Genomic DNA, 24,989 nt, shown 5'->3' with positions numbered 1-24,989 from the left:
TCACTTTCCGCCCCTCAGGGGCGGCAACTGACGGATCGGCCCGCGCGAATAGCCCTACGAAGCAGCGAGCGCGCGACGCAGCGGCGCCGGCACCCGCAGGGCGTGTAGCTTCGGCACCGGCGCGGGCTCGGCCGGCGACACGCACTCTTCAGCCACGACCGCGTACGCGGCCTGCACCACGCGCGGGTCGAACCGCGTGCCCGCCGCGTTCTCCAGCTCCACCAACGCGTCCGCGTGCGAGAGCTCCGGGCCGCCCTTGGCGGTCAAGGCCGACCAGGTGTCGGCCACCGCGACGATGCGCGAGGAGATCGGCGTCACGGCGCCGCGGAGCCCGGCCGGGCCGCCGCCGCCGTTCCACCACTCGCCGACGTGCCCGGCTTCCCACGACGCGCGGGACGGGTCGCGGAGGGTCTGGCGGGCGTAGGCGATCGGGTCTCCGGCCTCGGCGCGGCGGGCGAACGCCAGCTCGGTCACGCGCACGAGGTGACGACGCTCCGCGCGGTCAAGGCCGAGGTGGAGCGCCAGCGCGTGCGAGTAGCGGCGCGTGGCGACCAGCGGATCCAGCGCCGCGACCGGGCGGGTGCGCGCGGCGAGGAACAGCGCCGTCTGCGGCAGCACCGCGATCACGGCGAACAGCGCCAAGGCCAGGATCCCGAGCAGGGGATAGAGCACGGCGGTCACGGCCGCGAGCGTGACCATGACGACGGTGGTGGGCACCGGGTCGGCCACCATGCGCGGGACCGTGGACCACGGGTGGCCGAGGTACAGCGGGACGTAGAGCGCCGGGCCGACGGAGACCTGGACGGCGTACATGACCATGCCGCACAGCAGGACCCAGGGCATCGCCTCGAGGCCGAGCGCCGTGGCGGAGACGCCGGCGGCCGACAGCAGGGCGGCGCCCGCGAGCGCTTCCCAGCCGTAGGCGGCGACGTTGGCCAGGTTGCCCTGGCGGATGATCCGCTCCCGGCGGATGAGCCCGCCGATCGCAATCGGGACCACCGCTACGAGGAACGCCGGCAGCGGGCCCAGCAACACGAGCGCGATCAAGACGAGCTCCAGCGCGGCGTCGAACGACAGGCCGTTCGGCAGCTTGACCTCGCTGATGTCGGCGATCACCGCGAGCACGATCAAGAGCAGCAGCAGGCCCGGCTGGTCCCACCGCGAGGGCGGGGCGAGCCAGACGAACGCGGGCACGAGGGCAGCCGCCGCGGCGCCGTGCAGGGCCAGTGCGACTCGCGGATGGGATGCCGATGGCAACGACACGAGTGCGCGCAAGCGTATACGCCGTGCAGGCGGTGCGACCGTGCGAATAGGGAGGTTGGGGGAGCGCGCATGTAAGCGCGGCGACATTCATCGCCTCAGCACTTGATGTGGCCCATGACCCCTCCCTCTGCTCGATCCCCCGAATAGCGCCAACGCGCCGTTTGTCGGAAGGTACTCATCGAATCCTGTGCGGTATGTCGGTCTGTGGTACGCGCGCGGACAAAATCAACGCGCCGAGCGCCGGCACGATTCCGGCCAGAGCGCACGCCGCGGCGAGCCAGAGGCCCGCGCTCGGCCCCGACGACTCGCTGAGCGCTCCCGCACCCGCCGCCCCGAGCGCCAGCCCGCCGTTGTTCGTCGTGACCAGCCAGCCGAACGTCCGCGTGCCAGAACCCGCCGGGGCGAGCCTGCCCACCAGGAGATACAACGAAGCGAACAGGCCTCCGAGCGCGAGCCCCGGCACCACGAGCACGACGCCGAGGAGCACGAGCTGCGTCGCGAACAACGTCGCCACCGCGAGTCCGCCCGCGAGCACGATTTGTGTCAACAAGACGCGACGCTCCGGCGACCCGAACACCAAGCGCCCGACGAGCAGGCTGCCCGCCACCGTGCCCACCGCCATCGCCGCCTCGATCGCGCCCGCCGCCGCCGGGTGCCCCTGCTCGGTCGCCGCCGCCGGGATCGCGATGTCCAACGCGCCCAGCGCCGCCGCGGTCGGCAGGAAGGCGATGAACACCAGCCACAGCGACCGCGGCAACGGCGCCGCGGGAGACGCGCGCGAGCCCGGAGCACGCGCCAGCGACGTCCGCCCGGCCGCCGCCGCACCACCCAGCAGCGCCACCGCGCACACGCTCAGCGCCAGCCCGGGCGAGCCCACGAGCACGAGCACGGACACGATCAGCGGCGAGACGATCAGCGCCGACTCCTCGCCCGCCGCGTCCAGCGCGTGGACCCGCTGCTGCAGGTCGCCCTCGCCCGGCAGCCCGCTCCAGACCGACCGTGCGAAGGGCCCGAGCGGCGGCGCGAAGAGCCCCGCGAGACCGGCCGACAGCACGAACGTCCACGCGGGAGCATCGGCAGCCCCCGCGACCACCAACAGCCCCACGGCGCCGGCACTCCCGAGCGCCAGCACCGCCAACAGGCCCGGACCGTGCCGGTCGACCAGGCGTCCCCGCGCGGGGGCCAGGGCGGTCGTGATCGCGAAGGCCGCGATCATCGCCCCGGTGACCGCGATCGAGTCCGTCTCGGCCGCCGCGAACAGCACGAAGCCGAGCCCGAGGGCGTTGAAGGCAAAACGACCGCAGAGCGAAGCGAGCAGCAGATCTCGGATCGGCCGCTCTGCTAGGACAGCGCCGTAGCCCCCGCTGGTGTCCCGCACGCCGCGCTAAGCGTACGCCTAAGTCCGGCAGCGGCGCGCGTCGGCCACCACCTTCGGGCACCCCTGCAAGCGTCGTGCCGCGCGTGTGAAAACCGTCAACGCGGGCGAGTCCTGAAGGACCCCGTTCCGGACCCTGCGCAGCCCGCTGTAGTCGAAGCCGCTCGCGGTGATCCCCTCGACCGACAGCCACGTGTACCAATACAGGCGCTCCACCCGCAGCGCCTTGCGCTCCTTGGCGAAGAGCTTGAGCGCCGCGTCGAGCCGCGAGGCCTGCCCCGCGTCCGTGGTCGCGAAGTCGCCGCCCTCCTGCTTGGCCTTGCCCGCCGACGCCGGCCACGACAGCTCGGTGACCCAGATCGGCATCTTCGCGTCCTTGCGGCGCTCCATCACCCGCCGGACGATCTTCACGACCCGGACCGTGTTCTCCACCTTGCCGGTGTACGGGTGCAGCGTGACGACGTCGAACGACCCGCGCGCACCCGCCTTGTAGATCGCCTCCAACGCCTTCCAGCTCTCGTTCGGGAGCCCGGCGAGCACGGTCTGCGAGCCCGGGTCGGCCGCCTTGAGCGCCTTGTCGGCGGTCTTGAGCAGCGCGACGTAGGACGGGGCCCAAGGGGCGACGTTCCAGTACCGCGTGAGGTTCGGCTCGTTCCAGATCTGCCATGCGCGGATCGGCTGCTTCGCGACTTCCGGGTGCTCGAGCCACAGAGACCCGTTGGGGCCGTAGCGTGTGACGAGCGCGGTCATCAGGCGAGCGAAGTCGGCAAGATCGCGCGGGGGAGAGGCAGGATCGCCCGCGGTGCGGGCGGCCCAGTCCGGGGTGCCCTGGATCACCGGCAGCACGCCGAGGCCGCGCTTGGCGGCGGCGAGCACGAGCTGATCCTTGACGGAGAAGTCGTACTGGCCGGCGGTGGGCTCGATCGAGCGCCAGTAGAACGCGGTGCGCACCGCCTCGACGCCGCTGGTCGCCATCTTGTCCCACTCCGCCGGGCCCTGGGCGTAGGCGGGGTCGTTGAGCGGGCCGTCGGCGACGACGCCGAGCCAGCCGCGCGGCACCTGGCGCTTCGCGGCGTGGGCGGTGGCGGGGACCAGAAGGCCCAAAAGGAGGACGAATGTGGCGAGTACGCGCATGCGGGTACGTAGGATGGCGCGTTCATGCCTCGCGTCGCCCTGATTCACGACTTCCTCCTCGACGTGCGCGGCGCCGAGCGCGTCTTCGCCGCCATCTGCGACGCCTGGCCCGAAGCCGACGTCTTCACCGCGGTCTACGACGAGAAGGGAACCGAGGGCCGGTTCGCCGACCGTGACCCGCAGGCGTCGTTCCTGCAGAAGCTGCGGCCCACGTCCCGTACGTTCCGCCCGCTGCTGCCGTTCTACCCGCACGCGATTGAGTCGCTGGACCTACGCGGCTACGACATCGTGGTGTCGAGCTCGAGCGCGTGGGCGCACGGCGTGCTCGTGGACCCGGGCGCCGTCCACGTCTCCTACTGCCACAACCCGTTCCGCTACGCGTGGTCCGAGCGCGAGGCGACGCTCGCCGCCCGTAGTCCGCTGACGCGCCCGGCGCTGCGGCTGCTGCTCTCGCGCTGGCGTCAGTGGGACTGGATCGCCGCCCAGCGCGTCGACGCCTACGTCGCGAACTCCGCGATCACGCAGAAGCGGATCAAGCGCTACTTCGGGCGCGACTCGTCGATCCTGCACCCGCCGGTGGAGCTCTCGCGCTTCTATCCCGGGTCGGTCGGCGGGCACTACCTGGTGCTGGCGGAGCTGATGGCGCACAAGCGCATCGACGTCGCCGTGCGCGCGTTCAACGCGCTCGGGCTCCCGCTCGTGGTCGTCGGCGACGGGCCGGAGTACCGGCGGCTCAAGCGCATGGCGGGTCCGACGGTGCGTTTGACGGGCCGGATCTCGGACGATGAGGTCGCCGACCTGCTGCGGACCGCGCAGGCGCTCGTCGTCACCGCCGAGGAGGAGTTCGGGATCGCCGCGGTCGAGTCGTTGGCGAGCGGGCGACCGGTGATCGGCCTGCGCGCCGGGGGCGTTCTGGAGACCGTCGAAGAGGGCGTGACGGGCGCGTTCTACGACGACGCGGACGACCCGCGCTCGCTCGCGGCGGCCGTCGCGGGCTTCGATGTGGCGCGTGTGGACTCATCCACGTGTGTGAGATCCGCACACAGATTCGGTGCCGAACGATTCAAGGAACGACTTCAGGCAATCGTCGAGGAGACGGCCGCAAAGGGCCGTACAGCGCCAGAAGTGGACCGTCCGGTCGGGGGCCTTTTGCCCCTCAGATCGTCACGGCGAGGCGCGGAATCGATGAGGACCCGTTAAATCTCTCCCCTGCCTGGGGACAATCAGCGTAACCCTGTGGCATTCTTCGGGTTGTCTGTTGTGCGCGGGCCCACGCCTGCGCCCTGATTTCGCCGCAACGGTCACAAGCTTAGCGGCATGGTCAGGACCTCTCCGGGGGGACGGCCGTGGACACACGGGGTTGTCCCACCAAAAGAGAAGAAGAGCCGCCGGGATCGGTGATGTCTTACGGGCCTCGGCAAGGTGGTTGCAGAAACAAGTAACTTGGCATATAATCCCTAGTGCCCCACTAGGGCTTTGAGATGACTTCGGAAGGACCCCAAACTGAGCACCATCACCGACACCCCACGCCGACGCGACGCTGAGCACGAGGTCGACCCGACCCTCGATTCGCTGCAGCTGCTCCTGCGTGAGGCTGGCCGGTACCCGCTGCTCAAGCCGAGTGAGGAGATCGAACTCGCCAAGCGGATTGAGCGCGGAGACCTGGCAGCCAAGGAACGCATGATCAACTCCAACCTCCGCCTGGTGGTCGCGAACGCGCGCCGCTATCAGGGCCAGGGCCTCGCCCTCGGTGACCTGATCCAGGAAGGGATGCTGGGTCTGATCCGCGCCGTCGAGAAGTTCGACTGGCGCAAGGGCTTCCGCTTCTCGACCTACGCGACGCTCTGGATTCGCCAGGCGATTCAGCGTGGCCTCGAGAACACGAGCCGTACGATCCGTCTCCCCGTTCACGTCGCCCAGCGTTCGCGCAAGGTCGGCCGCATCGAGCGTGAGCTCACGACTCGCCTCGGCCATGAGCCGTCGGACGAGGAGATCGCGTCCGCCGCGGACCTGCCGCTCGAGGACGTCATCGAGATCCGCAAGGCCGACCGCGCGGTGGTCAGCCTCGACAAGCCCGTGGGCGACGACGGCGACACCGCCTTCGGCGACCTGCTGGCGATCGAGACGCCCGCCGTGGACGAAGAGGTCCACGAGGCGCTGAAGTCCGAGACGCTCCTCAACGCCATCGCCGAGCTCCCCGAGCCCGAGCGTGACGTGATCGAGATGCGCTTCGGTGCCGGCGACCGTGAGCCGCAGACCCTGTCGCAGGCCGGCCGCAAGCTCGGCGTGTCGACGGAGCGCGCCCGCCAGATCGAGGAGCGCGCCCTCAAGCGCCTCTCGCAGCGCCCGGAGCTCGTGGCTCTGCGCGAAGCCGCTTAGCACCTAGCAGTTCCGTAGTTTCAAGGCCGCCGCGAGCTGATTGCGCTCGCGGCGGCCTTTGTACGTTCTGAGGGCGAACGTGAGGATCTGGGCGGCGTCGTCCAGTCGTGCCGCGGTTGTGCCTCGCGTGCGCTCGACCACCGTGCGTCGATTGTGGGCCAGCTGGGCGAACGGCTCTGTGTCGATGCTGTGACCGCCCGTGTGGGTGAGCGCCAGATCGGTGTGGAGGTAGGTCCTGAGGCCTTCGTTGCGGGCTCTCAGGCACAGCTCCATGTCCTCGGCGAACAGGTGGATGCGTTCGTCGAAGTGGATCAGGTGCGTCGGCGCGGCCAGGCACGCGGCGATCGCCCAGCCGACGGTGCGCGGCGTGTCGGCTGTGTACGGCTCCGCGCGGTCTCTCAGCGGGCGTGGGAGCCACGGGAGGGCGGCGGGGAGGAACGCGCCGAGCGTGCCCGGGACCGGGTGCGCGCTTCTTTGCACGCTGCCGTCTTCGTTCAGGAGCCTTGGGGCGTGCAGGCCGGGGCGTGTGGCGCGGTCCGCGAGGGCCGGCAGGACGCCCGCGTGGTCGATCGTGTCCGGGTTCAGCAGCACGGTAACCGGCTGCGTCACGCGGGTGATGCCGATGTTGTTCGCCGCGCCGTACCCGGGGTTGTCGCGGCGCTCGATCACCGTCGCGCCGTGGTCTCTCGCGAGCTGCGCGCCGCCGTCATCGGGCCCGACGTCCACGACGACCAGCTGCGGCGCCTGGAGGGTCGGCAACAGGCGGGCGAGCTCGGCCCGGCTGCGGTACAGGACGATGACGGCGGCCCAGCTCAACCGAGCACGGCGTCCAGACGAGCGACGCTCGCGTTGACGTCGAACTGCTCGGCGCGGGCGCGCGGGTTGCCCGGGTCCGCGAGCTTGGCCTCGAGCTGGGCGATGGCGGCGTCAGCGTCTCCGGGCGTGTAAAGCCCGTCGTCCAGGATCTCGAGGGGGCCGGCCGCGGCGGGCGCGACGACCGGTCTTCCGGCAGCGAGCGCTTCGACCAGGACCATCCCGTACGGCTCGCGATCGGCGCAGTGCAGCAGCACGTGGTGCTCCTGCAGCGCCTGCTGCATGTCGACGCGCCCGGCGAACGTGACGTTCTCTGGCGCGTCCAGGTCCGGCATCGGGTCGCCGGGCAGCGGCTCGCCCGCGAACGTGATCTGCAGCTCGGGCATCCTCCGCGCGATCTCCACCGCGAGGTCCGGCCGCTTCCAGCCCACGAGCGCCCCGGCGACGAGCGCTTTCGGCGGACCGTCGGGGAGCGGGGTGGGCGTGAATGCGGTGAGGTCCACGCCGGGATGCAGGATCGTGGCGTCGAGCCGCAGGTCGTCGGCGATCGCCTGACTCGCGGCGACCACCACGTCCGCCCGGCGCGTCGTGGCCCGCACGGCACCGCGCAACGCGGGCGCGTCGAACAGGTCGTGATGCACCGCCACACGCCGCTTCGCCGGCACTATCGCGGCCGCCATGACCGCCTTCGCGCCCCAAGCGACGAGCGTCTCCGGCTTGAGCTTCATCAGCTCGAACGCCAGCCCACCCGTGCCGCTCACGCTCTTGCTGAGCCCCCGATCCTCGAGCGGCGCGTGCTCGATCCCGGCCCGGCGCAGCTCGTCCGCGAGCGGTCCTTCCGGACACGCGACCCGCAACGGCCGCTCGAGCCGCGTCACGCAGTCGAGCAGCACGCGCTCGGCCCCACCGAGCACCCCGGCATAGCTGGCAAAGAGGATCACGCCGCCCAACATAAAGGGCCAGGCCCTTTAGGTTCGTCGGAGCGCGCGACTAGCATCGCTGCCCTCATGGCGCCGCGCCGCGGATCGGACTCGCCCGGCCTGCGTGCGCGCACGGCGCGTGGCGGCGTGGTCAATGCCGCGTTCCTGTCCGGCGCCGAGCTGCTCGTCCTGCTGCAAGGGCTGCTGGCGACGGCGCTGCTCGGGCCGGATGCGATCGGCCTGTACGGGATCGTCACGACGACGGCGATGACGATCGTCGCGCTGCGGCGGGTCGGGATCGACGAGGCGTTCGTGCAGACGGCCGCCGACGACGAGGAGGCCGAGTTCCAGCGGGCGCTGACGGTCGAGTTGGCGCTGGGGGTGCTCGGCGCGCTGGCGGTGGCGGCGCTCGCGCCGGTGCTGGCCGCCGTGTATGACGACTCGCGGCTGCTCGGGCTCACGCTCGCGGTGACCTATCTGCCGGTGGCGTTCGCGCTGCAGGCGCCGCAGTGGGTGTTCTTCAAGCGCATGGAGTACGTGCGGCTGCGCATGCTGCAGGTGATCGTGCCGCTGGGGACGGTGGCGGTCGCGGTGCCGCTGCTGCTCGCGGGCGTGGGGGTGTGGTCGCTGGTGATCGGGCCGTTCGTGGGGAACCTGGTCGCGGTGGTCGCCGCCTGGCGCGCTTCGCCGTACGCGTTGCGGCTGCGGCCGGACCGGGAGGCCGCGCGGCGCTACCTGCGGTTCTCGTGGCCCGTGTTCGTCACGTCGCTCGTCGCGCTGCTGGTCGCGCATGGGCAGCTGGCGGTGTTCGGGTTGCGCGACGGGATCGTCGCCGTGGGCTTCATCTCGCTCGCGGCGACCCTGACCCGGTACGCCGACCGCGCCGACCAGATCCTGGCGACCACGATCTATCCGGCGATCGTGCGCGTCCGCGAGCGTGGGGACGTGCTCGAGGAGCTGTTCGCGAAGGCGAACCGGCTGACGCTGATGTGGGCGTTCCCGTTCGGCGCGGGGCTGGCGCTGTTCGGCGCGGACCTGATCGTGTTCGTGCTGGGGGATGAGTGGCGCGGCGCGATCGTGCTGCTCGGCGGGCTCGCGGTGGCCGTGGCGCTGCAGCAGGTCGGCTACTCGTGGTTCGCGTTCTACCGCGCGCGGGGCGAGTCCTGGCCACAGGCGGTCGAGTCGCTGGCGTTCGGCGCGTCGTTCGCGGCGCTCGCGGTTCCGGGCGCGCTGCTCTGGGACGAGTGGGGCTTCGTGATCGGCCGGATCGGCTGCACGCTGTGCGTCCTGGTCGTGCGCGCCGTGTACGTGCGGCGGCTCCTGCCGGGCGCGAGGATGCTGGGCATGGCCTTGCGCGCGGCGGTGCCGGTGGTAATCGCGACCGTGCCCGTCGTGGCGCTGCGCCTGGCGCTCTGGGGCGGAGAACGGCCACTGTGGCAGGCGGCCGTGGAGCTGGCGCTCTGGCTGGGCGCGCTGGCCATCGCGACGAAACGCCTCGAGGGCGACCTCCTCGGCGAGCTCCGCGGCTACCTGAGGCCGGCCACGTGAGCGCGGCGCGAGAGACCGGCGGGACGTGGCGCGCTGCGTGGCCGGGCGGGCGGTCGTGGAGCGACGGCGCGGCGCCCTGGCGCGTCGTCCTGCTGTGGGTGGCGGCAGCGTTGATCAGCGGCTTCACGGCCCGCCGCTACCTCGGTCCGCTCGACGAGGGCGTGCTGCTGCAGGCCGCGTCGCGCATCGCGGACGGACAGTGGCCGTGGCGCGACTTCGGCTGGGCCTACGGACCCGGCCAGCCGCTGGCGCAGCTCGCGCTCGGCGACTCGCTGCTCTCCTGGCGCATCTTCCGAGTGGCCGCGGACGCGACCGCCGCGGTGCTGATCTGGGCGCTCGTGCGGAATGCGCGGCCGCGCTGGGCGCTTCCCGCCTGGCTGGCGGCCGCGGTGACCGCCGCGCAGCCGACGAGCGCGAACCCGACCGCACCGGCGCTGGCCTTCGCACTCGGCGCGGTCTTCCTGGCCACGCGCGGCAGACCCGCCTGGGCCGGCGCGTTGGCCGCGCTGGCCGCGTTCTGGCGCCCGGACGTCGGCGCGATCGCCGCGCTGGCGGCCGCCGCCGTGTTCGTGGCGGAGCGCCGCGACCGCGAGAGGGCGGCGGGGCGTGGAGCGGCGGTGGGCGACAACGCCGCGGCCGGACGTGGCGTGGCGGCGGGCGGCGACGTCGCGACGACGAGCGGGCCGCGGGCCGCAGTCGTCACGCTCGTCAGCGCGGCCCTCGTCGGGCTCGCGTTGTACGCGCCGTTCATCGTCGCGGCCGGGCCCGGCACGGTGTGGGATGCGCTCGTCGTGCAGGCCACGCGGGACGGGGAGTACTGGCGGTTGCCGTTCCCGGACGGGTTCCCCGGTGGCGACGCGAAGGACTTCCTGCAGTGGCTCGCGCCGTACGGGGCGCTGATCGTCCTGGTGGTCGCGGCGGTGCAGCGGCGGGCGGTCGGGCTCGTCGTGCTGGGCGCGGGCGCGGCGATCTACTTCCTCTCGCGGGCGGACCTGGAGCACGCGCAGGGGTTGCTCGTCGTTGCCGCGGGGCTCGCGGCGGTGATCCGTCCGCGACTGCTCGGAGCCGCGCTGCTCGCCATCCTGATCGCGGTGGGTGTCGGGAACCGCGCGTCGGCCCTGCTCAGACCCCCGGACCTCGTCGCCTTCGACTCCGTGCGCATCCCACCCGAGGAGGCCGAGGCGCTCACGAAGACGATCGCGCTCGTCCACGAGCTCGTCCCACCCGGCGAGCCGATCTACGTGGCGCCGCGAAGGAGCGACCTCGTCAGCTTCTCCAACCCGCTGCTGCACCGCCTGACGGACCGCCCGAACGTGCTGCGCCGCGACGTGCTCCTGCAGGCCAAGCCAGACGAACAAGCGGCGATCGTCGCCAAGCTCCGGCAGACACGGCCGCGCGTGATCATCCGCTGGACCGATCCCGCCTCGGCGAGCCGTGAGCCCAACGCGAGAGGCCGCCCGAGCGGCTCACGCGCGCTGGACGAGTACATCGACGCGAACTACACGCTCAGAGCGCGCTACGGGTACTACGACGTGCTCGCGTCGCGCTCCATCGCCTCGCGGTAGAGGTCGAGGAACGGCCGCTCGCCGTCGGCGCCGAACGCCTTGCCCTCACCGGGCGAGGTCATGGTGAGCGTCGTGCCGGTGGACACGTGCTCGGCGACTTCCGGGAAGTGCATGGTCGAGATGACCAGGACGCGTGCCGACTCGGCGCCCGCCGCCACCCGGTGCGCCCCGTCGGGCCCGCGCGGGAACGCGACGACGGCGCCCGGCTCCAGCTCACGGTCGCCGTCGGGCGTCCGCAGCGAGACCCGCCCGCGCAGCACGACGAGCAGCTCCTCGTTGCCGTGATGCACGTGGTAGGGCGAGACGGCCACACCGGGCTCGAGCTCGTAGACGGTCGCGCCCAGCTCGGTCGCGCCCGCGGCGGCGCCGACCATCAGCCCTTTCAGCCCCGGCGGCGTGCCCTCCTGCCACTCCGGCTCGAACACATTCGGATCGCCCCTCATGACCCGCGATACTTGCACGGAATGCTCGCCCGGATCCTCGTCGCCGTGCTCGCCCTCGCCGGCGCCGGCTTCCTCGTCGTGCAGGAGCGCGGCGCCCGCGCGGCCGACCGGATCACCGGCGCCGCCCTCGCCGACCCGAACCCGCAGCGGCTCGCCGACGCGCAGGCTGATCTCGCCACGGCGACCAAGTGGAACCCGGACACCACGCCCGCGCTGGACCTCGCGATCGCCGAGGCGCGCGCGGGCCGCTTCGAGCAGGCGGGCGCCCGGATCGTCACCGTCACCGAGCAGGAGCCCGAGAACGCCCGCGCGTTCCAGCTCCTGTGCAGCGTCGCGAAGCGCTACGACTCGGACTTGGCCGCGACGGCCTGCGCGCGGGTGCGCGTCCTGGCGCCGCCCGTCGGCTCCTTGAAGCGCAGCAGCGGCCGCTCGACCAAGTAGTACGAGGCGGCGGCGCAGGCCGTCGCCGCCGCGATCACGAGCACCGTGTAGAGCGCCATTCCGGCCACGGGCGGCCACACGCGCGTGTCCAGGAACTCGAACACGAACGTCTGGTGCCAGAGGAAGATCCCGTACGAGACGAGCCCGAGCCACGCCAGCAGGCGCGTGGAGAGCAGCATCGTCGGGAGCGAGCGGCGGCCGTCATGGAACACCATCGGCGCGACCAGGAAGAACGCCATCCCCGCGTACAGCAGGTGCTTGAGCTGCAGGCTCGCGTTGCTGATGTCGGGCGAGAACGGGTCGCGCGGCATGCCGATCGCCCACGCGGACGCCGTCAGGCACGCGAACGCGAGCCCCCAGCAGGCGAGTGGCCGCTCGGCGGCGAAGCGCACGGCCCGCGACTGCACGCCCCAGGCGCTCGTCACGGCCAGCACGAGCCCGCCGGTGAACCACAGCCACGTGCCCGGCAGCTGGTTGCCGAACGGACCGTGGGGGTCAAAGGACGCGACGATCGCCCGCACGATGAGCGCAAGCACGGCGCTCCCCGCCAGGATCAGCAGCTCGAGGCGGGCCTGCGTGTCACGGTCACGGCCCCGCAGCAGCCGCGCCATGAGCGCCGCGTAGACCGGCAGCAGCACGTAGAACGCGGCCTCGACCGACAGGCTCCACGCCACGCCGATCCCGTTGATGATCGTGTGCTCGCTCCAGCTCTGCAGCAGCCCCCAGTACACCCACCAGTGCTCGCCGAAGAGCCCCGGGTTGCGGTCGGGATCGAGCAGGCCGAGGATGACCACCGCCAGCCAGTACGCGGGCAGGATCCGCAGGGCGCGCCGCCACGCGTAGCGCCCGACCTTGACGGGCGCGCGCCCGTCGAGCCGCGCGCGCACGAACGGCCGGTAGAGCAGGAACGCCGACAGCACGAAGAAGATCGCGACGCCGCTGTCCAGTCGCGCGGTCCAGGCGCCGAGGAACTCGCCCGCGTTGAAGCCGCCCAGCTGCGTCGTGTGCGTCACGACGACGAAGATCGCAGCGATCGCCCGCAGCGGGTCGAGCAGCGGGAAGCGCGGGTTGCCCGGCGGCGGGGTGACGGCCTGGGGCGGCACAGGCCTAGTGTCGCGAGTCGGAAGTTGGCGTGCGCATAGCGGGCCCGATCGTCGTGGCTGGGTCCGGCGGTGATTCCAGCGCATACCGGGTGTACGTGCGGGATCGCCGGCGGCCGCCAGGCGCGGCGAGACGTCCGCTAGGTGCCCGCGAACTTCTGAATCGTGACACTAGTCTGCCTCGGCGAGGAGCTTCGCCGCCAGCAGGATCGCGGTGAGGCCGAGCGCGGGCAACTCCCAGTCCCAGTCCAGGCCCGCGTGCAGCGCGAACACGACGAGCGCGGCGATGATCGCGGGCTCGGCGCCGCGCCGGCGCGCGGCGCCGACGATCCCGACCAGGAACGCCGCGAGCGCGAGCAGGCCGACGATCCCCAGCTCCGCCGCGGTCTCGAGGTAGAGCGAGTGGGCGTCCTTGACGCCTTCCGCGATGTCGCGCCGCTGGAGCCACTCGACCGCGAACGCGCCCGAGCCGACGCCCTGCAGCGGGTGATCGGCGAACACGTCGACCGCGACCTCCCAGTACGCATACCGGTTGCTCTGCACGCTGACCAGTCGGCCGGCCTCGGTCGAGCCGGCCGCGCCCTGGCTGCCGCTGGTGGCCACCGCGATCACCGTGCCCGCGAGCAGGGCCACGAGCGCCGCGGTCGCGAGCGGGCGCAGGCGCGGGACGGGCGTGGCGTCGGCGCGCATGGCGAAGTACGCGGCCGCCGACAGCGCCGCGATCACCGCGATCATCACGATGCCCTGTCCGGTCGAGCCGTCGACGTCCTGCACGCCCGGGAGCGCGAGGGCGGCCGCGCTCGCCAGCGCCGCGCCGGCCACGACGACGAGCGCCGCCCGAAGACCCGCCCGTGTGGGTTGCAGCGCGACCAGCACGGCCAGGCCAGCCAGCCCGGCGCCGATCGCCCCGCGGGAGAGCGTGAGATACAGGTCGAGGCCGAGGATCGGCGCCGCGGCGACCGCGAGTCGCTGGCCACGCGCGGCGAGGCCCGCCGCCAGCACGAGCCCCATTGCGGCGAGCGCGCCCTGCCCGTTCCAGTACGTGAGCGGATGCGCGAGGCGGTCGTCGGCGGACGGCAGCGCATCGAGCGCGAAGATGGACGGCAGGACGCGCTCCGAGAGCCCGTACAGCGCGGTCGCGACGATCGTGCCCAGCAGCGCAGGCTCGACCCAGCGGGAATCACGGAACAGCGCGATGCCCGCGCCGAACGCCGCCGTGTAGAGGATCAGCCGTTCGAAGTCCGCGAACGCGGGACCCTGCACGGGTGCCCACAGCAGGCTCAGGCCGGTCCACGCCGTGAGCGCGGCGAGCCCGCCCAGCGCGAGCCGACCGTGGCGCGAGCGGGGGAGGGGACGCTCCGCGACGAACGCCGCGACGGCGAGCAGCACACACGCGAGCAGCGCCACCCGGACCCGGGTGACCCCGAAGTAGCCGCCCCGCCCGAAGGCCAGCAACGCGGGAAGCGCGAGCAGCGCTGCGGCGGCGAGTCGGCGCATCCGGGCGCGCAGCGTATCCGGCCGCGCGGAGGGACGGGCCGATCCGGCGGGCCGCGAGTGGGGCGAGGCCGCGCGGGGGCGAGTGGGCGCGGGGCGGCGAGTGGGGGCGGGCGGGGAGCGGGCGAGTGGGGCGGGGCGGCGAGTGCGGCTCGCGCGGCGGCGGCCCGCCTATGCTCACCCGCCTCGTGTCCCGAGGTCGGTTCCTTCCCGCTGCTCTGGCGGCGCTCGCGCTGCTCATCTCGCTGCTCCAGCGGCCGGGGAAGGCGTCGTCGGACACGAAGATCGATCTGCACGTCGATCCGGCCGGGTTCCTGGCCGACGTGGCGTCCGCGTGGTCGTCGACGGGGGATCTCGGGCACGTCCAGGGCGGGCAGTACGGCGGCTACCTGTTCCCGATGGGGCCGTTCTTCGCGCTCGGGCACGCGCTGGGCGGCGCGCCGTGGCTCGTGCAGCGGCTGTGGCTGGCGCTGATCCTCGCGCTGGCGGCGTGGGGCGCCGTGCGCCTGATGGACGAGCTGGTCGGCCCGACGCGCGGACTGCCGCACGTGGTCGCCGGACTGCTGTTCCTGCTGAACCCGTACGTCGTGGTGTTCACGGCGCGCACGTCGATCACGCTGCTCGGCTACGCGGCGCTGCCGTGGCTGCTGGTCGCGGTCCGGCGTGGGTTGCTCGCGCGCGGATGGCGCTGGCCGGCGGCGTTCGCGCTGATCGTGACCGCGTCCGGCGGCGGCGTGAACGCGGCTGTGACCGCGTGGGTGCTGCTCGGGCCGGTGCTGCTCGGGCTGTACCTGTGGTGGACGGGTGCCGTGCGGCCGCGGGCGCTGTGGTCGTTCGGCTGGCGCACGGGGATCGCGACCGCGTTTGCGTCGGCTTGGTGGGTGATGCCGCTGCTCGTGCAGTCGGCCTACGGCGTGGACTTCCTGCGCTTCACCGAGCAGCCCGGGACGATCTGGTCGACGACCTCGCTGCCGGAGTCGCTGCGGCTGATGGGGTACTGGATCTCGTATCTGGGCGTCGGGTACAGCGGCGAGCTGCGGCCGTACTTCGGCGGCGGGGCCCTGCTGCTGTTCGGGCTGCCGGTCGTGCTGGCCGGAACGCTCGTGCCCGCGCTGGCGCTCGCGAGCTTCTCGCGCACCCGGGGGCAGCGCTTCGCGCCGTTCGCGCTCGGCCTGGTGCTGATCGGGCTGATCGTGATGACGGTCGGTTTCCCGGAGGGCACGCCGCTCCGCAAAGCGTCGAACTTCACGTACAACCATTTCGTACCAGTCCAGTTCCTGCGCACGACGTACAAGGCCGGACCGCTGGTCGCACTCGGTGTCGCGGTGCTCGCCGGGCTCGCCGCGACGAAGCCCCGCGCCGTCGTGTTCGTGGCGCTGGCGATCGTGGCCTGCTGGCCGCTGGCCCGCGGTCGCGCGCTCGACGACCAGCTGCTGTGGGACCGGATCCCGTCGGCCTGGCAGGACGCGGCCGACCACGTCGACGCCAACGCCGGCGACGGCCGCGCGGTCGTCCTCCCCGGCCAGCTGTACGCGTACTACGACTGGGGCGGCACGATCGACCCGATCCTCCCGACGCTTGCGGACAAGCCCGTGGCGACGCGCAACGCGGTCGGCTACGCGGACCTGCACGCCACTGACCTGCTGTGGACGGTCGACGCGCTCGTCCAGCAGCGCCGCGCCGTTCCGGGCCAGCTCGATCCGCTGCTCGACCTGCTCGGCGCCCGCGTGGTCGTGGCCGGCGCGGACGACGACCGCTCCCGCAGCGGCGCCGCCCCCGCCGCGGAAGCCGCGGACGTCCTCGATCAACTCGGCGGCCCCGTCGCCGCCTGGGGCGAGCGGCGTCCCCGACCGCGCGCCACGGGAACGCTCGGCGACCCGCGCGAGCTCCCGGCCGTGCGCGCCTGGGACCGCCCAATGGCGCCCGGACTGGTCCGCGTCGAGCCTGAGCAGCCGCCGCTCGTGGTGGACGGCTCGGCCGAGGGCCTGGCCGCGCTGGCCGCCTTCGAAGGCGACCACGTCGAGACCGTGGCGAGCGGCAGCGAGACCGCGGCGGGCGGCGACGACGACGTGGCGGGCAGCGAGGGCGCGGCGGGCGGCGCGGCCGCGGCGGCGGGGCTGTCCCGCGGCGGGCTCGCCTACGCGGCGGATCTTTCGCCCCGCGCGATCGCGGCGGCGTCCGAGGTCGTGATCACCGACTCCAACCGGCGGCGCGTGCTCGTGCCGTCGCGGCTCGCGCAGAACGCTGGGCCGGTGCTGGCGGCGTCCGAGGAGCCTTCGGTCGACGCGGCGGTGCTCAACCCGTTCCCGGACCGCGGGGCAGCGGCGCAGACGGTCGCGGTCTACGACGGGATCGAGGCGGTCACCGCGCCGTCGTCGCCCGGGTTCCCGCAGTTCCCGGAGAACCGGCCGTTCGCGGCGCTCGACGGGAACCCCGCGACGCACTGGCAGGCCGACCGCGCGCTCACGCCCGACCGGCACACGCTGACCGTCACGTTCGACGCTCCGCGCGACGTAAAGACCCTCGAGCTGCTGCCGTACAACGACCGTCGCGCGACCGTCACGGCCGTGGAGGTCCAGGGGCGGCATTTCGCGGCGAAGGCCGGTTGGAATCGCCTCGACGTCGGCCTGCGCGGCGTGAAGACGCTGACCGTGCGGATCGCGGCCGTCCGCAAGCCGACCGGCCCGACGGCCGGCGCGGGCGGCATCCGCGAGCTGCGGATCGCGGGCCTGCAGGTGCGCGAGGCGCTGCGCGTGCCGACCATCGCCGAGGACGCGCTGAAGGGCAGCGACACCGCGCTCACGTACCTCTTCCAGCGCACCACGGGCGACGACCCGTTCCGCCGCACGCCCAAGCGCGGGCCGTCCGGCGCGGCGCTGGTACGCGATCGGCTCGACGGCGAGACCGGCCTGAGCCGCGTGTTCTCGCCGCCGAGTGCCCGTGCCTGGACGCTGGACGGCTGGGCGAACGCGGCCCCGGCGGCGCCCGACGAGGCGTTCGACCGGCTCGTCGGTATCCGCGGCACGTTCAGGAGCTCGGGGCGCTTCGAGGGGCGGCCGGAATACCGGGCGTCGAGCGCGTTCGACGGCATCGCGCGCGAGTGGCTCGGTGCGTGGCTGGAGGGCCGACCGGCCTGGATCGAGTGGGCCGCGGGGCAACGGACGGTGCGGCGCCTGACGCTGATGCCCGTCGGCGGCGTCCGGCGGCCGACGAGCGTGCGCCTGATCGTCGACGGCAACCCGTCACCGGTGCTCCCGGTGACGGACAACGTGGTCGAGCTCCCCCGTCCGGTCACGGGCAGCCGCTTCCGGCTCGAGATCCTGCGCGCGGTGGGGGACACCGCGGCCGCGCGCGAGCGGCGCGCGGTCGGGATCGCCGAGATCCTCGGAGCCGGCGTCACGGTCGAGCCGCGCCTGAGCGGCCCGCTGCCGGACGACTGCCTGCTGGCGGGCACGGTCGCCGGCAAGCCGATCCGCCTGCGGGCCGTGGGCACGATCGAGGACCTCGACGCGGGCCAGCCCGTCCGCGTCACGGGCTGCGAGACGGTCGCCCTGCCCGCGGGCGAGGCGCGGCTCGAGCTGCCGGCGGGGGTGCTCGCGCCGTACCTGCTGCGCCTGCGGTCCGGATCGAGCGCCGCGCTCGCCTCGCCCGGCCGCGTCGTCGACCCCGGCACGGCCGGCCACGACGGCAGCCGCGACGGCATCCGGCTGAGCCTGACCGAGCCGGCCCGCCTCGTGCTCGCGGAGAGCTACACCCGCGGCCGCCGCGCCACCTGCGACGGCGAGGACCTGGGGGAGCCCGAGATCGGCGCCGCGTTCGGCACGTCCTGGCGCGTCCCGGCGACGTGCAAGACGGCCGCGATCACGTTCGCGCCGAACCGCACGGTCAAGGCCGGGTACGCCGTCTCGCTCCTCGCCATCCTGATCTTGATCGGGGCCCTGTTCCGGAGAGGGAACGTGTGGAGTGTTGAGGAGACGCCCTCGCGCGAGGCGCCCACGGCGCGGCTCTCGGCCCGGCGCGCCGCGCTCATCGCCGTGCCCGCGGCCCTCGCGCTCGGGTTCGTGTTCGCCGCCCGGGCGACACCGCTGTTCGCGGTGCTCGTCTTCCTCGTGCTCTATCGGGGCGTCGGCGCGAAGCACCTGGCGGCGGCCGGCGGCGCAATCCTCGTGGTCGCCGTCCCGCTGCTCACGGTCCTCATCCGCCCAGAGAACCGCGGCGGGTTCAACCCGGAGTACCCGGCGGACCGGATCGTCGTCCACTGGGTGGCCGTCGCCGGCGTCACGCTGCTGCTGCTCGCGCTGGTGCGGGAGCTGCTCAGTAGGGCCAGCGGGCGTCGGGCTCCAGGCCCAGCCGCTCCGCCCAGCGCCGCTGCCCCGCCACCACCAGCACCTTGATCGCCACGTTGCGGGCGAACCAAGGCAGGTCGGCGAGGTGGCGGGCGACGTCGCGCGCCCGCTCACCCACGCTGGGTGCCGTCACGCGCCGCTCGTACTCGGCCAGGCTCCGCGACCGCCCGACGTAGCGCCAGCGCGCGGAGCCCGCGCACTCGACCAGCAACGCCAGCGTCACGCCGATCGACGAGAAGGAGTCGTGGACGAGCATCACGCCGCCCGGCGCGACCCGCCGACCCCAGTCCGCGAGATCCGAACGCGCCGGTCCGAACCGGTGCGCGCCGTCGACGAACAGCAGTGACAGCGGCCCGGTGATGTCGCCGTGCGCGTCCGAGGAGAACTTGTGGACGTGGCGCACGCGGTCGGCCACGCCGAAGCGCTCCAGGTTCGCGTGGAAGACCTCGAAGTCGGAGTGGCCGCGCTCGGCGTCGGCCTCGATCTCCTGCGGGCCACGGTCCGACCCGGCATGCGGGTCGATCGCGATCACCGAGCCGGCCGCGCGCGCCAGCACCACGGCCGAGCGCCCGCGGAACGACCCGATCTCGACGACCGCTCCGGCCGGCCGCGAACGCGCGCCCGCCGCGGCCAGCCGCGCGACCTGATCCGAGCTGAGCCAGCCCTCCTCGGGCAGCTCAGTCAACGGCCACCCTCCGCCGACCGGGCAGCAGCCCGATCGCCAGCACCGACAACGCCGCGGCCGCCTGGAGCCCCAGCACGATCGCCGCGAACGTCACCAGCGACTCGATCCCGAGCCCGCCCAGCAGCGCGATCTCCGCCAGCGCGACCGCAGCCAGCGCCGGCAGGAACGACACGCGGCCCAGCGCGAGCATGTACTGGACGCCGAGATAGCCGACGGCGAGCAACGTCATCGCGCACCCGAGCACGAACAGCGCGTCCGCGGCGACCACGGTCTCCGGCCCGAACGCGAGCCGCAGCACCGTCTCCGGCGCGATCCCGTAGACGATCAGCATCGGCACGGCCACGACCGCCACGACGCCCAGCGCCCGCGCCAGCACCGGCCGCGGGTCCTGCCCGTGCCGCGCCGCGCGCGTCGCCTCCGGCAGCAGGTACAGCCCGATCCCGATCGCGAGCCAGACGACCGCCTTGGCCGCGACCGCCGCGGCCGCGTAGGCGCCCGCCTCGTCCCCGCCGATCTGGCGCTTGACCATGATCACGTCCACGTTCTGGAGCACGGCGATCAGGAACAGCGCGACGACCGCGGGCCACGCGCCGCCGACGAGGTCCCACAGGCGCCGCGCCGCGAACCCGTCCTTCGCCGACCCGAACCGCCCGCGCGACACCCACCACAGGCCCAGAGCCGTCGCGAGCAAGGAGAGCGGCGTGCCCAGGTACGCGCCCGTCACGCCCATCCCGGCACCCACCAGCACGAGCCCGAACACGAGCCGCCCGAACGCCTCCAGGACGATCGACCACGCGACCGGCTTGTAGGCGTGCACGCCCTGCAGCGCCCCGCGCTCGACCGAGAGCAGCAGCCACAGCACGGCGGTCGGCGCGGTCGCGGCGGCCGCCCACTCCTCGGGGACGGAGATCAGGTCCGCGATCGGCTGACGAAAGACCACGGCGGCCGCGGTCAACACCACGCCGCCGACCAGCAGCCGTCGCCGCCAGACCGCCAGCGTCGCCGCCAACCGGTCCTCGGACCCCAGACGACCGAGGGCGATCTCACGCGCCACGGCCACCTGCAGCGCGGACCCGGGCACGGCGAGGATCACGAACGTCGAGACCACCGCGGCCAGCGACCCGTAGTCCTCGGCGCCGAGCAGCCGCGCGAACAGCACGGTGAAGATCACGGCCAGCGCGTTGTTGGCCATCGTCGCCGCGGCCATGCCGGCGGCCTTCAAGGTCTCGCTCCGCGACAGCTGCGTGCGCACCTTCACGGGCTCGCGCTCGCGCGCGGCGTCCAGCACGTCCAGCGTCTCGCGCGCGGTGCGCTCCCACGTGAAGCGGGCGGCGCGCTCCTGCGCCGCGGCGCCCATCCGCTCGCGCAGCCCGGGTTCCTCCACGAGCCGCTGCACGTTCGCCACGAGCCCGTCCACGTCTTCTGCGAGCAGGCCGGTCTCGCCGTCCACGATCGACTCCGGCAGGCCACCGACGGCCAGGGCGGCGGAAGGCGTGCCGCACGTGGCGGCCTCCATCACCGTCAGGCACCAGCCCTCGGCGGAGGAGGCGGTGAGGTTCACCCACGCCTGCGCGTACAGCTCGGCCTTGAGGTCCTCGCTGACGTGGCCGTGCAGGATCACCCGGTCGGCCAGTCCACGACGCGCGATCTCGGCCTCCAGGTCCGGCCGGTGATCGCCCTCACCCGCCACGTCGAGGACCGCGCCCGGGATCCCCTCGAGCACGTCGAGCAGCAGTTCGATCCGCTTGTAGCGCTTCAGCCGCCCGAGGTACAGCAGCCGTGGCGTCTCCGAGCGCGCGGGCAGCTCCTGGTCGAACGGCACGACGCCCAGGTAGCCGACGTGCACGTCCTCGGCGGGCACGCCCAGGGCGACGATGTCGGTCTTCGCGGACTCGGAGATCGTCAGGAACGGGGAGGAGCCGCCGTACAGCAGCTTCAGCGGCAGCGTCTCCAAGACGAGCGCGGCGACGGCGCCCACCCGGCCGAGCTCCGTCACGTAGTGGTCGCGGTGGATGTGGTGCACGAGCGTGACGCGCGGCTTGCCCGACAGCCACAGCGGCGTCAGGAAGGCGATCCCATTGACCACTTCCAGCACGACGTCGGCGTCCTTCGCCAGCCCGCGCCGGACCGCCCAGGCGGCGCGCGCGAACACCGAGCGGCGCGAGCCCATGTGGTGCAGCTCCAGGCCCTCGGCGGGCGTGGACACGCGCTCCGCGCCCGGGTACGTGCCCGCGACGACCGTGACCGTGTGGCCCCACTCCAGCCAGTACGCGACCTGACCGAACAGGTTCGCCCCGGTGCCGCCACCCTGCGGGTGCGTCCAGTCCCGATCGGTCAGCAACAGAATGTGGGCCATCGCGGGAGGACCGTAGCCGATGCACCGGTCTACACTGGCCCGCTCATGTCGCTTCGTCACGCCATGACCATCGCCGCTGCCGCGCTCGCGCTCGCGCCCGCGTCCGCCTTCGCGCAGGGCGCCGGTGACGACCAGTACAACGACCCGTTCGGGGACGAGGAGTCGCAGGAGGCCACGCCGACGCCCGCCGCTCCGGCGCCCGCCGCGACCGCCACCCCCGCGCCCGCCACGCCGTCGCAGGCCACCGCCACACCGGGCGGTCCGCAGGCGACCGCGACCCCCGGCACGGGTGGTCCGACCCTGCCGTACACGGGTATCGACGGCTGGCCGATCGCCATCGGAGGAGCGTTCCTGCTCGGCTCTGGCCTCGCGCTGCGGGCGCGCCTCCGTGAATCGGACTGAGCTGACCGCCGGACCCGAGGCCACCGAGCAGGCCGGCGCCGAGCTGGCCCGCACGCTCGCGCCCGGGGACATCGTGCTCGTCTCGGGTGAGCTGGGAGCCGGCAAGACCACGTTCGTGCGCGGCGCGCTGCGCAGCCTGGGGGTCGAAGGCCCGATCACGTCGCCCACGTTCGTGGTCGGTCATCAGCACGAAGGCACCCACGGACCCCTCTCGCACCTCGATCTCTATAGGCTCGCGGGGATGGCGGGCGAAGACCCAGGTTTGCTGGACCCGTTTTTCGCGGACGATGCGATCGTGTTCGTCGAATGGCCGGAGCAGGCGACTGACGCGTTCCCGCCGGAACGTGTGAAGCACCACGTCCGTCTCGCGCACGCGGGCGGGGACCAGCGCCGGATCGAGGTGGACGCGTGACCACGGGTGCGCTCGTCGGGATCGACACGTCCACGAAGTCGACGTCCGTCGCGGTCATGGTGCCGGGCGGGCGCGAGGTCGAGCGCCGTGACGACCCGGGCCCGAACGACCAGCCCCGCCACGCCGAGGTGCTGCAGCCGCTGATCGAGCGGGCGCTCGAGCAGGCCGCGGTGGAGTGGAGTGACGTGACGCGGATCTGCGTCGGCGTCGGGCCGGGCGGGTTCACCGGGCTCCGGCTCGGGATCTCCACGGCGCGCGCGCTCGCGCAGGGGCACGACGTCGAGGTCGTCGGCGTCTCCTCGCTGGAGGCGCTCGCGCGCGGGGTCGAGATGGCCAGCCCGAAGGAGCTCGACCTGCCCGGGCACCCGGAGGTGGCCGGTCCGGTGCTCGCGGTCATCGACGCGCGCCGGGGCGAGGTCTACGCCGCGATCTACCGCCACCACCGCACGACCATGGAGCCGGGCGTGTTCCCGCCGGCGGAGCTGGCCGAGCGTGTGGCCGCGCGGCGTGAGTGGGGACGCAGCCCGATGCTGGGTGTGGGCGACGGGGCGGTACGCTTCAGAGCGGAGCTCGAACGGGCCGGAGTGGCGGTGCCGTCCGACAGTTCCCGCGCGCATCGTGTCAGCGCCCTGATGGTGTGTCGGCTGGGACGCGCGCGAGATGCCGTCGATCGCGACGCCCTGCTCCCGGACTATCACCGCGAGCCGGACGCCGTCCCTCCCGCCCCACCCAAGTGACCGCACCCCCAGCCGCCGCGATCGAAGTCCGCCGCCTCACCTACGCCGACCTGCCGCAGGTCGTCGCGATCGAGCGTCGCGCGTTCACGTCCCCGTGGTCGCTGGCCATGTTCGTGCTGGAGCTCTCCAAGCCGACGGGGATCTGCCTGGCCGCGGAGATGTCCGGCTCGACGGCGGGCGAGCCGGAGCTCGGCGGCTACCTGATCTGCTCGCGCTACGACACGGTCTGGCACATCATGAACGTGGCCGTGGACCTGACGCAGCGCCGCCGCGGCGTGGCCACGGCGATGATCGAGTCGCTGCTCTCGCGCGTGGAGCGTGACGCGCAGCTGACGCTCGAGGTGCGCAAGTCCAACACGGGCGCGATCCGGCTGTATGAAGGCTTCGGCTTCCGGTCGGCGGGTGTCCGCCGGCGGTATTACGCAGACAACGGTGAGGACGCGAACATCATGTGGCGGACGCCCGCGACGCTCCGTGGCAGCCTCGACGACGTTCCCGGCACATGATCCTCGCCCTCGAGACCTCCTGCGACGACACGTGTGCCGCAGTCGTCACGCGCGAAGGCGAGATCCGCTCGAACGTCGTCTCCTCCCAGGGCGTGCACGCGCGCTTCGGTGGCGTCGTGCCCGAGTGGGCCTCGCGCCATCACCTCGAGCTGGTGAACCTGGTCGTCGACCAGGCGATGGAGGGCTCGTCGTGGGATGAGCTCGACGCGATCGCCGTCACGCAGGGCCCGGGGCTCGTGGGCGCGCTGCTGGTCGGCGTGGCGACCGCGAAGGGCCTGGCCGCCTCCCGTCGGCTGCCGCTGATCCCGGTCAACCACCTGCAGGGCCACGTCGCCGCGAACTTCCTCGGCGGCTTCGAGCCGCCGTTCCTGTGCCTGGTCGCGAGCGGCGGGCACACGTTCCTGGCGCGGGTGACCGACCACCGGGGCTACGAGACGCTCGGCCAGACGCTGGACGACGCCGCCGGCGAGGCGTTCGACAAGGGCGCCCGGCTGCTCGGCCTCGGCTACCCGGGCGGGCCGGCGCTGTCGAAGCTCGCGCTGGAAGGCGACCCGACCGCGTTCAAGTTCCCGATCGCCGCGCGCGTGGCCGGGCTGGACTTCTCCTTCGCCGGCCTGAAGACCGCGCTCCTGTACAAGGTGCGCGACCTGGGCGACGAAGCGGAGGGTCTGAAGGCCGACCTCGCCGCCTCTTACGAGCACGCGATCGTCGAGGCGCTGATGCTGCGCGTCGAGCGCGCACTGGAGGGAGAGAACGAGCCGCGCCTGGCGATCGGCGGCGGCGTCGCCGCGAACCGCCTCCTGCGCGAGCGCGCCCAGTCGCTCGGCGTGCCCGTCCACGTCCCGCCGCACGCGCTCTGCACGGACAACGCGGCGATGATCGCGTCCGCGGCCCGCTACCTCGAGCCCACGCCGTACCCGGACTACCTCGCGCTCGACGCGTACGCGACGAAGCGCGCCGCCTGACGTGGCGGAGGGCGAAGACGCGCCGCGCGAGCCCGACGGGGCCGCGCGTGGCGACGCCGCGTCGGCGCGCGCCGAGCCCGGGCCGGCCGGCCAGCCGACCGGCGG

General features: G+C 73.3%; 21 protein-coding genes. 11 read left to right on the top strand and 10 right to left on the bottom strand.

What is annotated here, in order from left to right; translation table 11 throughout:
* Positions 1 to 54: 54 nt before the first annotated feature.
* The 3 genes from OJ997_RS20235 to OJ997_RS20225 all read right to left on the bottom strand — a co-directional run bounded on the left by OJ997_RS20235 (position 55) and on the right by OJ997_RS20225 (position 3,742).
* A complete protein-coding gene (locus tag OJ997_RS20235) occupies positions 55 to 1,194 on the bottom strand; it encodes an HD domain-containing phosphohydrolase (RefSeq protein WP_270027032.1) in 1,140 nt (379 codons plus the stop codon).
* A 244-nt stretch (positions 1,195 to 1,438) separates the two neighbouring features.
* On the bottom strand, positions 1,439 to 2,641 hold the full coding sequence (locus OJ997_RS20230) for an MFS transporter (protein WP_270027031.1): 1,203 nt from the start codon (positions 2,639 to 2,641) through the stop codon (positions 1,439 to 1,441).
* A gap of 18 nt (positions 2,642 to 2,659) precedes the next feature.
* Positions 2,660 to 3,742, bottom strand: coding sequence for a beta-galactosidase (locus tag OJ997_RS20225; protein WP_270027030.1), 1,083 nt, complete (start codon positions 3,740 to 3,742; stop codon positions 2,660 to 2,662).
* Between the two features lie 54 nt (positions 3,743 to 3,796).
* On the opposite strand from OJ997_RS20225, the gene OJ997_RS20220 reads away from it, so the two are divergent.
* Positions 3,797 to 4,972: a glycosyltransferase gene (locus OJ997_RS20220; RefSeq protein ID WP_270027029.1), complete on the top strand. Its 1,176-nt coding sequence runs from the start codon at positions 3,797 to 3,799 to the stop codon at positions 4,970 to 4,972.
* A 303-nt stretch (positions 4,973 to 5,275) separates the two neighbouring features.
* Positions 5,276 to 6,151, top strand: coding sequence for a sigma-70 family RNA polymerase sigma factor (locus OJ997_RS20215; RefSeq protein WP_372517918.1), 876 nt, complete (start codon positions 5,276 to 5,278; stop codon positions 6,149 to 6,151).
* Positions 6,152 to 6,154: 3 nt separating this feature from the next.
* Here the strand turns inward: OJ997_RS20215 and OJ997_RS20210 are convergent, their stop codons facing one another.
* Complete coding sequence (locus OJ997_RS20210) at positions 6,155 to 6,967, bottom strand: glycosyltransferase family 2 protein (RefSeq protein ID WP_270027027.1); 813 nt, start codon at positions 6,965 to 6,967, stop codon at positions 6,155 to 6,157.
* A complete protein-coding gene (locus OJ997_RS20205; RefSeq protein WP_270027026.1) occupies positions 6,964 to 7,905 on the bottom strand; it encodes a glycosyltransferase in 942 nt (313 codons plus the stop codon). Before OJ997_RS20205 ends, OJ997_RS20210 begins: the two co-directional genes overlap by 4 nt.
* 66 nt (positions 7,906 to 7,971) lie before the next feature.
* On the opposite strand from OJ997_RS20205, the gene OJ997_RS20200 reads away from it, so the two are divergent.
* Positions 7,972 to 9,432, top strand: a complete 1,461-nt coding sequence (locus OJ997_RS20200) for an oligosaccharide flippase family protein (RefSeq protein ID WP_270027025.1) — start codon at positions 7,972 to 7,974, stop codon at positions 9,430 to 9,432.
* Positions 9,429 to 10,997, top strand: a complete 1,569-nt coding sequence (locus OJ997_RS20195) for a hypothetical protein (protein ID WP_270027024.1) — start codon at positions 9,429 to 9,431, stop codon at positions 10,995 to 10,997. The genes OJ997_RS20200 and OJ997_RS20195 overlap by 4 nt, the downstream gene beginning before the upstream one ends.
* Here OJ997_RS20195 and OJ997_RS20190 read toward each other — a convergent pair.
* The gene (locus tag OJ997_RS20190) at positions 10,958 to 11,440 is read right to left on the bottom strand and encodes a cupin domain-containing protein (protein WP_270027023.1); all 483 of its coding nucleotides are present in this window, start codon (positions 11,438 to 11,440) and stop codon (positions 10,958 to 10,960) included. The two genes, OJ997_RS20195 and OJ997_RS20190, sit on opposite strands and share 40 nt — an antisense overlap.
* A 21-nt stretch (positions 11,441 to 11,461) precedes the next feature.
* Here OJ997_RS20190 and OJ997_RS20185 point away from each other — a divergent pair, with 21 nt between their 5' ends.
* A complete protein-coding gene (locus OJ997_RS20185; RefSeq protein WP_270027022.1) occupies positions 11,462 to 11,881 on the top strand; it encodes a hypothetical protein in 420 nt (139 codons plus the stop codon).
* On the opposite strand, the gene OJ997_RS20180 is transcribed toward OJ997_RS20185, so the two are convergent.
* Positions 11,782 to 12,984 carry an acyltransferase family protein gene (locus tag OJ997_RS20180; RefSeq protein WP_270027021.1) on the bottom strand — a complete coding sequence of 401 codons (1,203 nt, stop codon included), beginning with the start codon at positions 12,982 to 12,984 and terminating at the stop codon, positions 11,782 to 11,784. The genes OJ997_RS20185 and OJ997_RS20180 overlap by 100 nt on opposite strands.
* Positions 12,985 to 13,152: 168 nt before the next feature.
* Positions 13,153 to 14,478 carry an O-antigen ligase family protein gene (locus OJ997_RS20175; RefSeq protein WP_270027020.1) on the bottom strand — a complete coding sequence of 442 codons (1,326 nt, stop codon included), beginning with the start codon at positions 14,476 to 14,478 and terminating at the stop codon, positions 13,153 to 13,155.
* Positions 14,479 to 14,663: 185 nt separating this feature from the next.
* On the opposite strand from OJ997_RS20175, the gene OJ997_RS20170 reads away from it, so the two are divergent.
* The gene (locus OJ997_RS20170; protein ID WP_270027018.1) at positions 14,664 to 18,869 is read left to right on the top strand and encodes an alpha-(1->3)-arabinofuranosyltransferase domain-containing protein; all 4,206 of its coding nucleotides are present in this window, start codon (positions 14,664 to 14,666) and stop codon (positions 18,867 to 18,869) included.
* Here OJ997_RS20170 and OJ997_RS20165 read toward each other — a convergent pair.
* A complete protein-coding gene (locus OJ997_RS20165) occupies positions 18,790 to 19,506 on the bottom strand; it encodes a class I SAM-dependent methyltransferase (protein ID WP_270027017.1) in 717 nt (238 codons plus the stop codon). The two genes, OJ997_RS20170 and OJ997_RS20165, sit on opposite strands and share 80 nt — an antisense overlap.
* Entirely contained in the window at positions 19,499 to 21,862 is a 2,364-nt protein-coding gene (locus tag OJ997_RS20160; protein ID WP_270027016.1) for a glycosyltransferase, read from the bottom strand. The genes OJ997_RS20165 and OJ997_RS20160 overlap by 8 nt, the downstream gene beginning before the upstream one ends.
* 45 nt (positions 21,863 to 21,907) lie before the next feature.
* Here OJ997_RS20160 and OJ997_RS20155 point away from each other — a divergent pair, with 45 nt between their 5' ends.
* From OJ997_RS20155 to tsaD, 5 genes are read left to right on the top strand one after another with little or no spacing between them, the layout of a single operon-like run.
* On the top strand, positions 21,908 to 22,264 hold the full coding sequence (locus tag OJ997_RS20155; RefSeq protein WP_270027015.1) for a hypothetical protein: 357 nt from the start codon (positions 21,908 to 21,910) through the stop codon (positions 22,262 to 22,264).
* Complete coding sequence (gene tsaE, locus OJ997_RS20150) at positions 22,251 to 22,676, top strand: tRNA (adenosine(37)-N6)-threonylcarbamoyltransferase complex ATPase subunit type 1 TsaE (RefSeq protein WP_270027014.1); 426 nt, start codon at positions 22,251 to 22,253, stop codon at positions 22,674 to 22,676. Before OJ997_RS20155 ends, tsaE begins: the two co-directional genes overlap by 14 nt.
* A complete protein-coding gene (gene tsaB, locus OJ997_RS20145; protein ID WP_270027013.1) occupies positions 22,673 to 23,413 on the top strand; it encodes a tRNA (adenosine(37)-N6)-threonylcarbamoyltransferase complex dimerization subunit type 1 TsaB in 741 nt (246 codons plus the stop codon). The genes tsaE and tsaB overlap by 4 nt, the downstream gene beginning before the upstream one ends.
* Positions 23,410 to 23,919 carry a ribosomal protein S18-alanine N-acetyltransferase gene (gene rimI, locus OJ997_RS20140; RefSeq protein ID WP_270027012.1) on the top strand — a complete coding sequence of 170 codons (510 nt, stop codon included), beginning with the start codon at positions 23,410 to 23,412 and terminating at the stop codon, positions 23,917 to 23,919. Before tsaB ends, rimI begins: the two co-directional genes overlap by 4 nt.
* Positions 23,916 to 24,884 carry a tRNA (adenosine(37)-N6)-threonylcarbamoyltransferase complex transferase subunit TsaD gene (gene tsaD / locus OJ997_RS20135; protein WP_270027011.1) on the top strand — a complete coding sequence of 323 codons (969 nt, stop codon included), beginning with the start codon at positions 23,916 to 23,918 and terminating at the stop codon, positions 24,882 to 24,884. The genes rimI and tsaD overlap by 4 nt, the downstream gene beginning before the upstream one ends.
* Positions 24,885 to 24,989: the final 105 nt, after the last annotated feature.

Origin of the sequence: Solirubrobacter phytolaccae (assembly GCF_027587195.1) — a bacterium.
GTDB classification, from domain to species: Bacteria; Actinomycetota; Thermoleophilia; order Solirubrobacterales; family Solirubrobacteraceae; genus Solirubrobacter; species Solirubrobacter phytolaccae.
This window is presented reverse-complemented; position numbering and strand designations above follow the sequence as displayed.

What these genes read in the sequence shown, in the direction of transcription:
- OJ997_RS20160 (WP_270027016.1), bottom strand. Translation starts at nt 21,862, where the DNA reads ATGGCCCACATTCTGTTGCTGACCGATCGGGACTGGACGCACCCGCAG.
- OJ997_RS20200 (WP_270027025.1), top strand. Translation starts at nt 7,972, where the DNA reads ATGGCGCCGCGCCGCGGATCGGACTCGCCCGGCCTGCGTGCGCGCACG.
- OJ997_RS20185 (WP_270027022.1), top strand. Translation starts at nt 11,462, where the DNA reads ATGCTCGCCCGGATCCTCGTCGCCGTGCTCGCCCTCGCCGGCGCCGGC.
- OJ997_RS20175 (WP_270027020.1), bottom strand. Translation starts at nt 14,478, where the DNA reads ATGCGCCGACTCGCCGCCGCAGCGCTGCTCGCGCTTCCCGCGTTGCTG.
- OJ997_RS20220 (WP_270027029.1), top strand. Translation starts at nt 3,797, where the DNA reads ATGCCTCGCGTCGCCCTGATTCACGACTTCCTCCTCGACGTGCGCGGC.
- OJ997_RS20155 (WP_270027015.1), top strand. Translation starts at nt 21,908, where the DNA reads ATGTCGCTTCGTCACGCCATGACCATCGCCGCTGCCGCGCTCGCGCTC.
- OJ997_RS20190 (WP_270027023.1), bottom strand. Translation starts at nt 11,440, where the DNA reads ATGAGGGGCGATCCGAATGTGTTCGAGCCGGAGTGGCAGGAGGGCACG.
- tsaD (WP_270027011.1), top strand. Translation starts at nt 23,916, where the DNA reads ATGATCCTCGCCCTCGAGACCTCCTGCGACGACACGTGTGCCGCAGTC.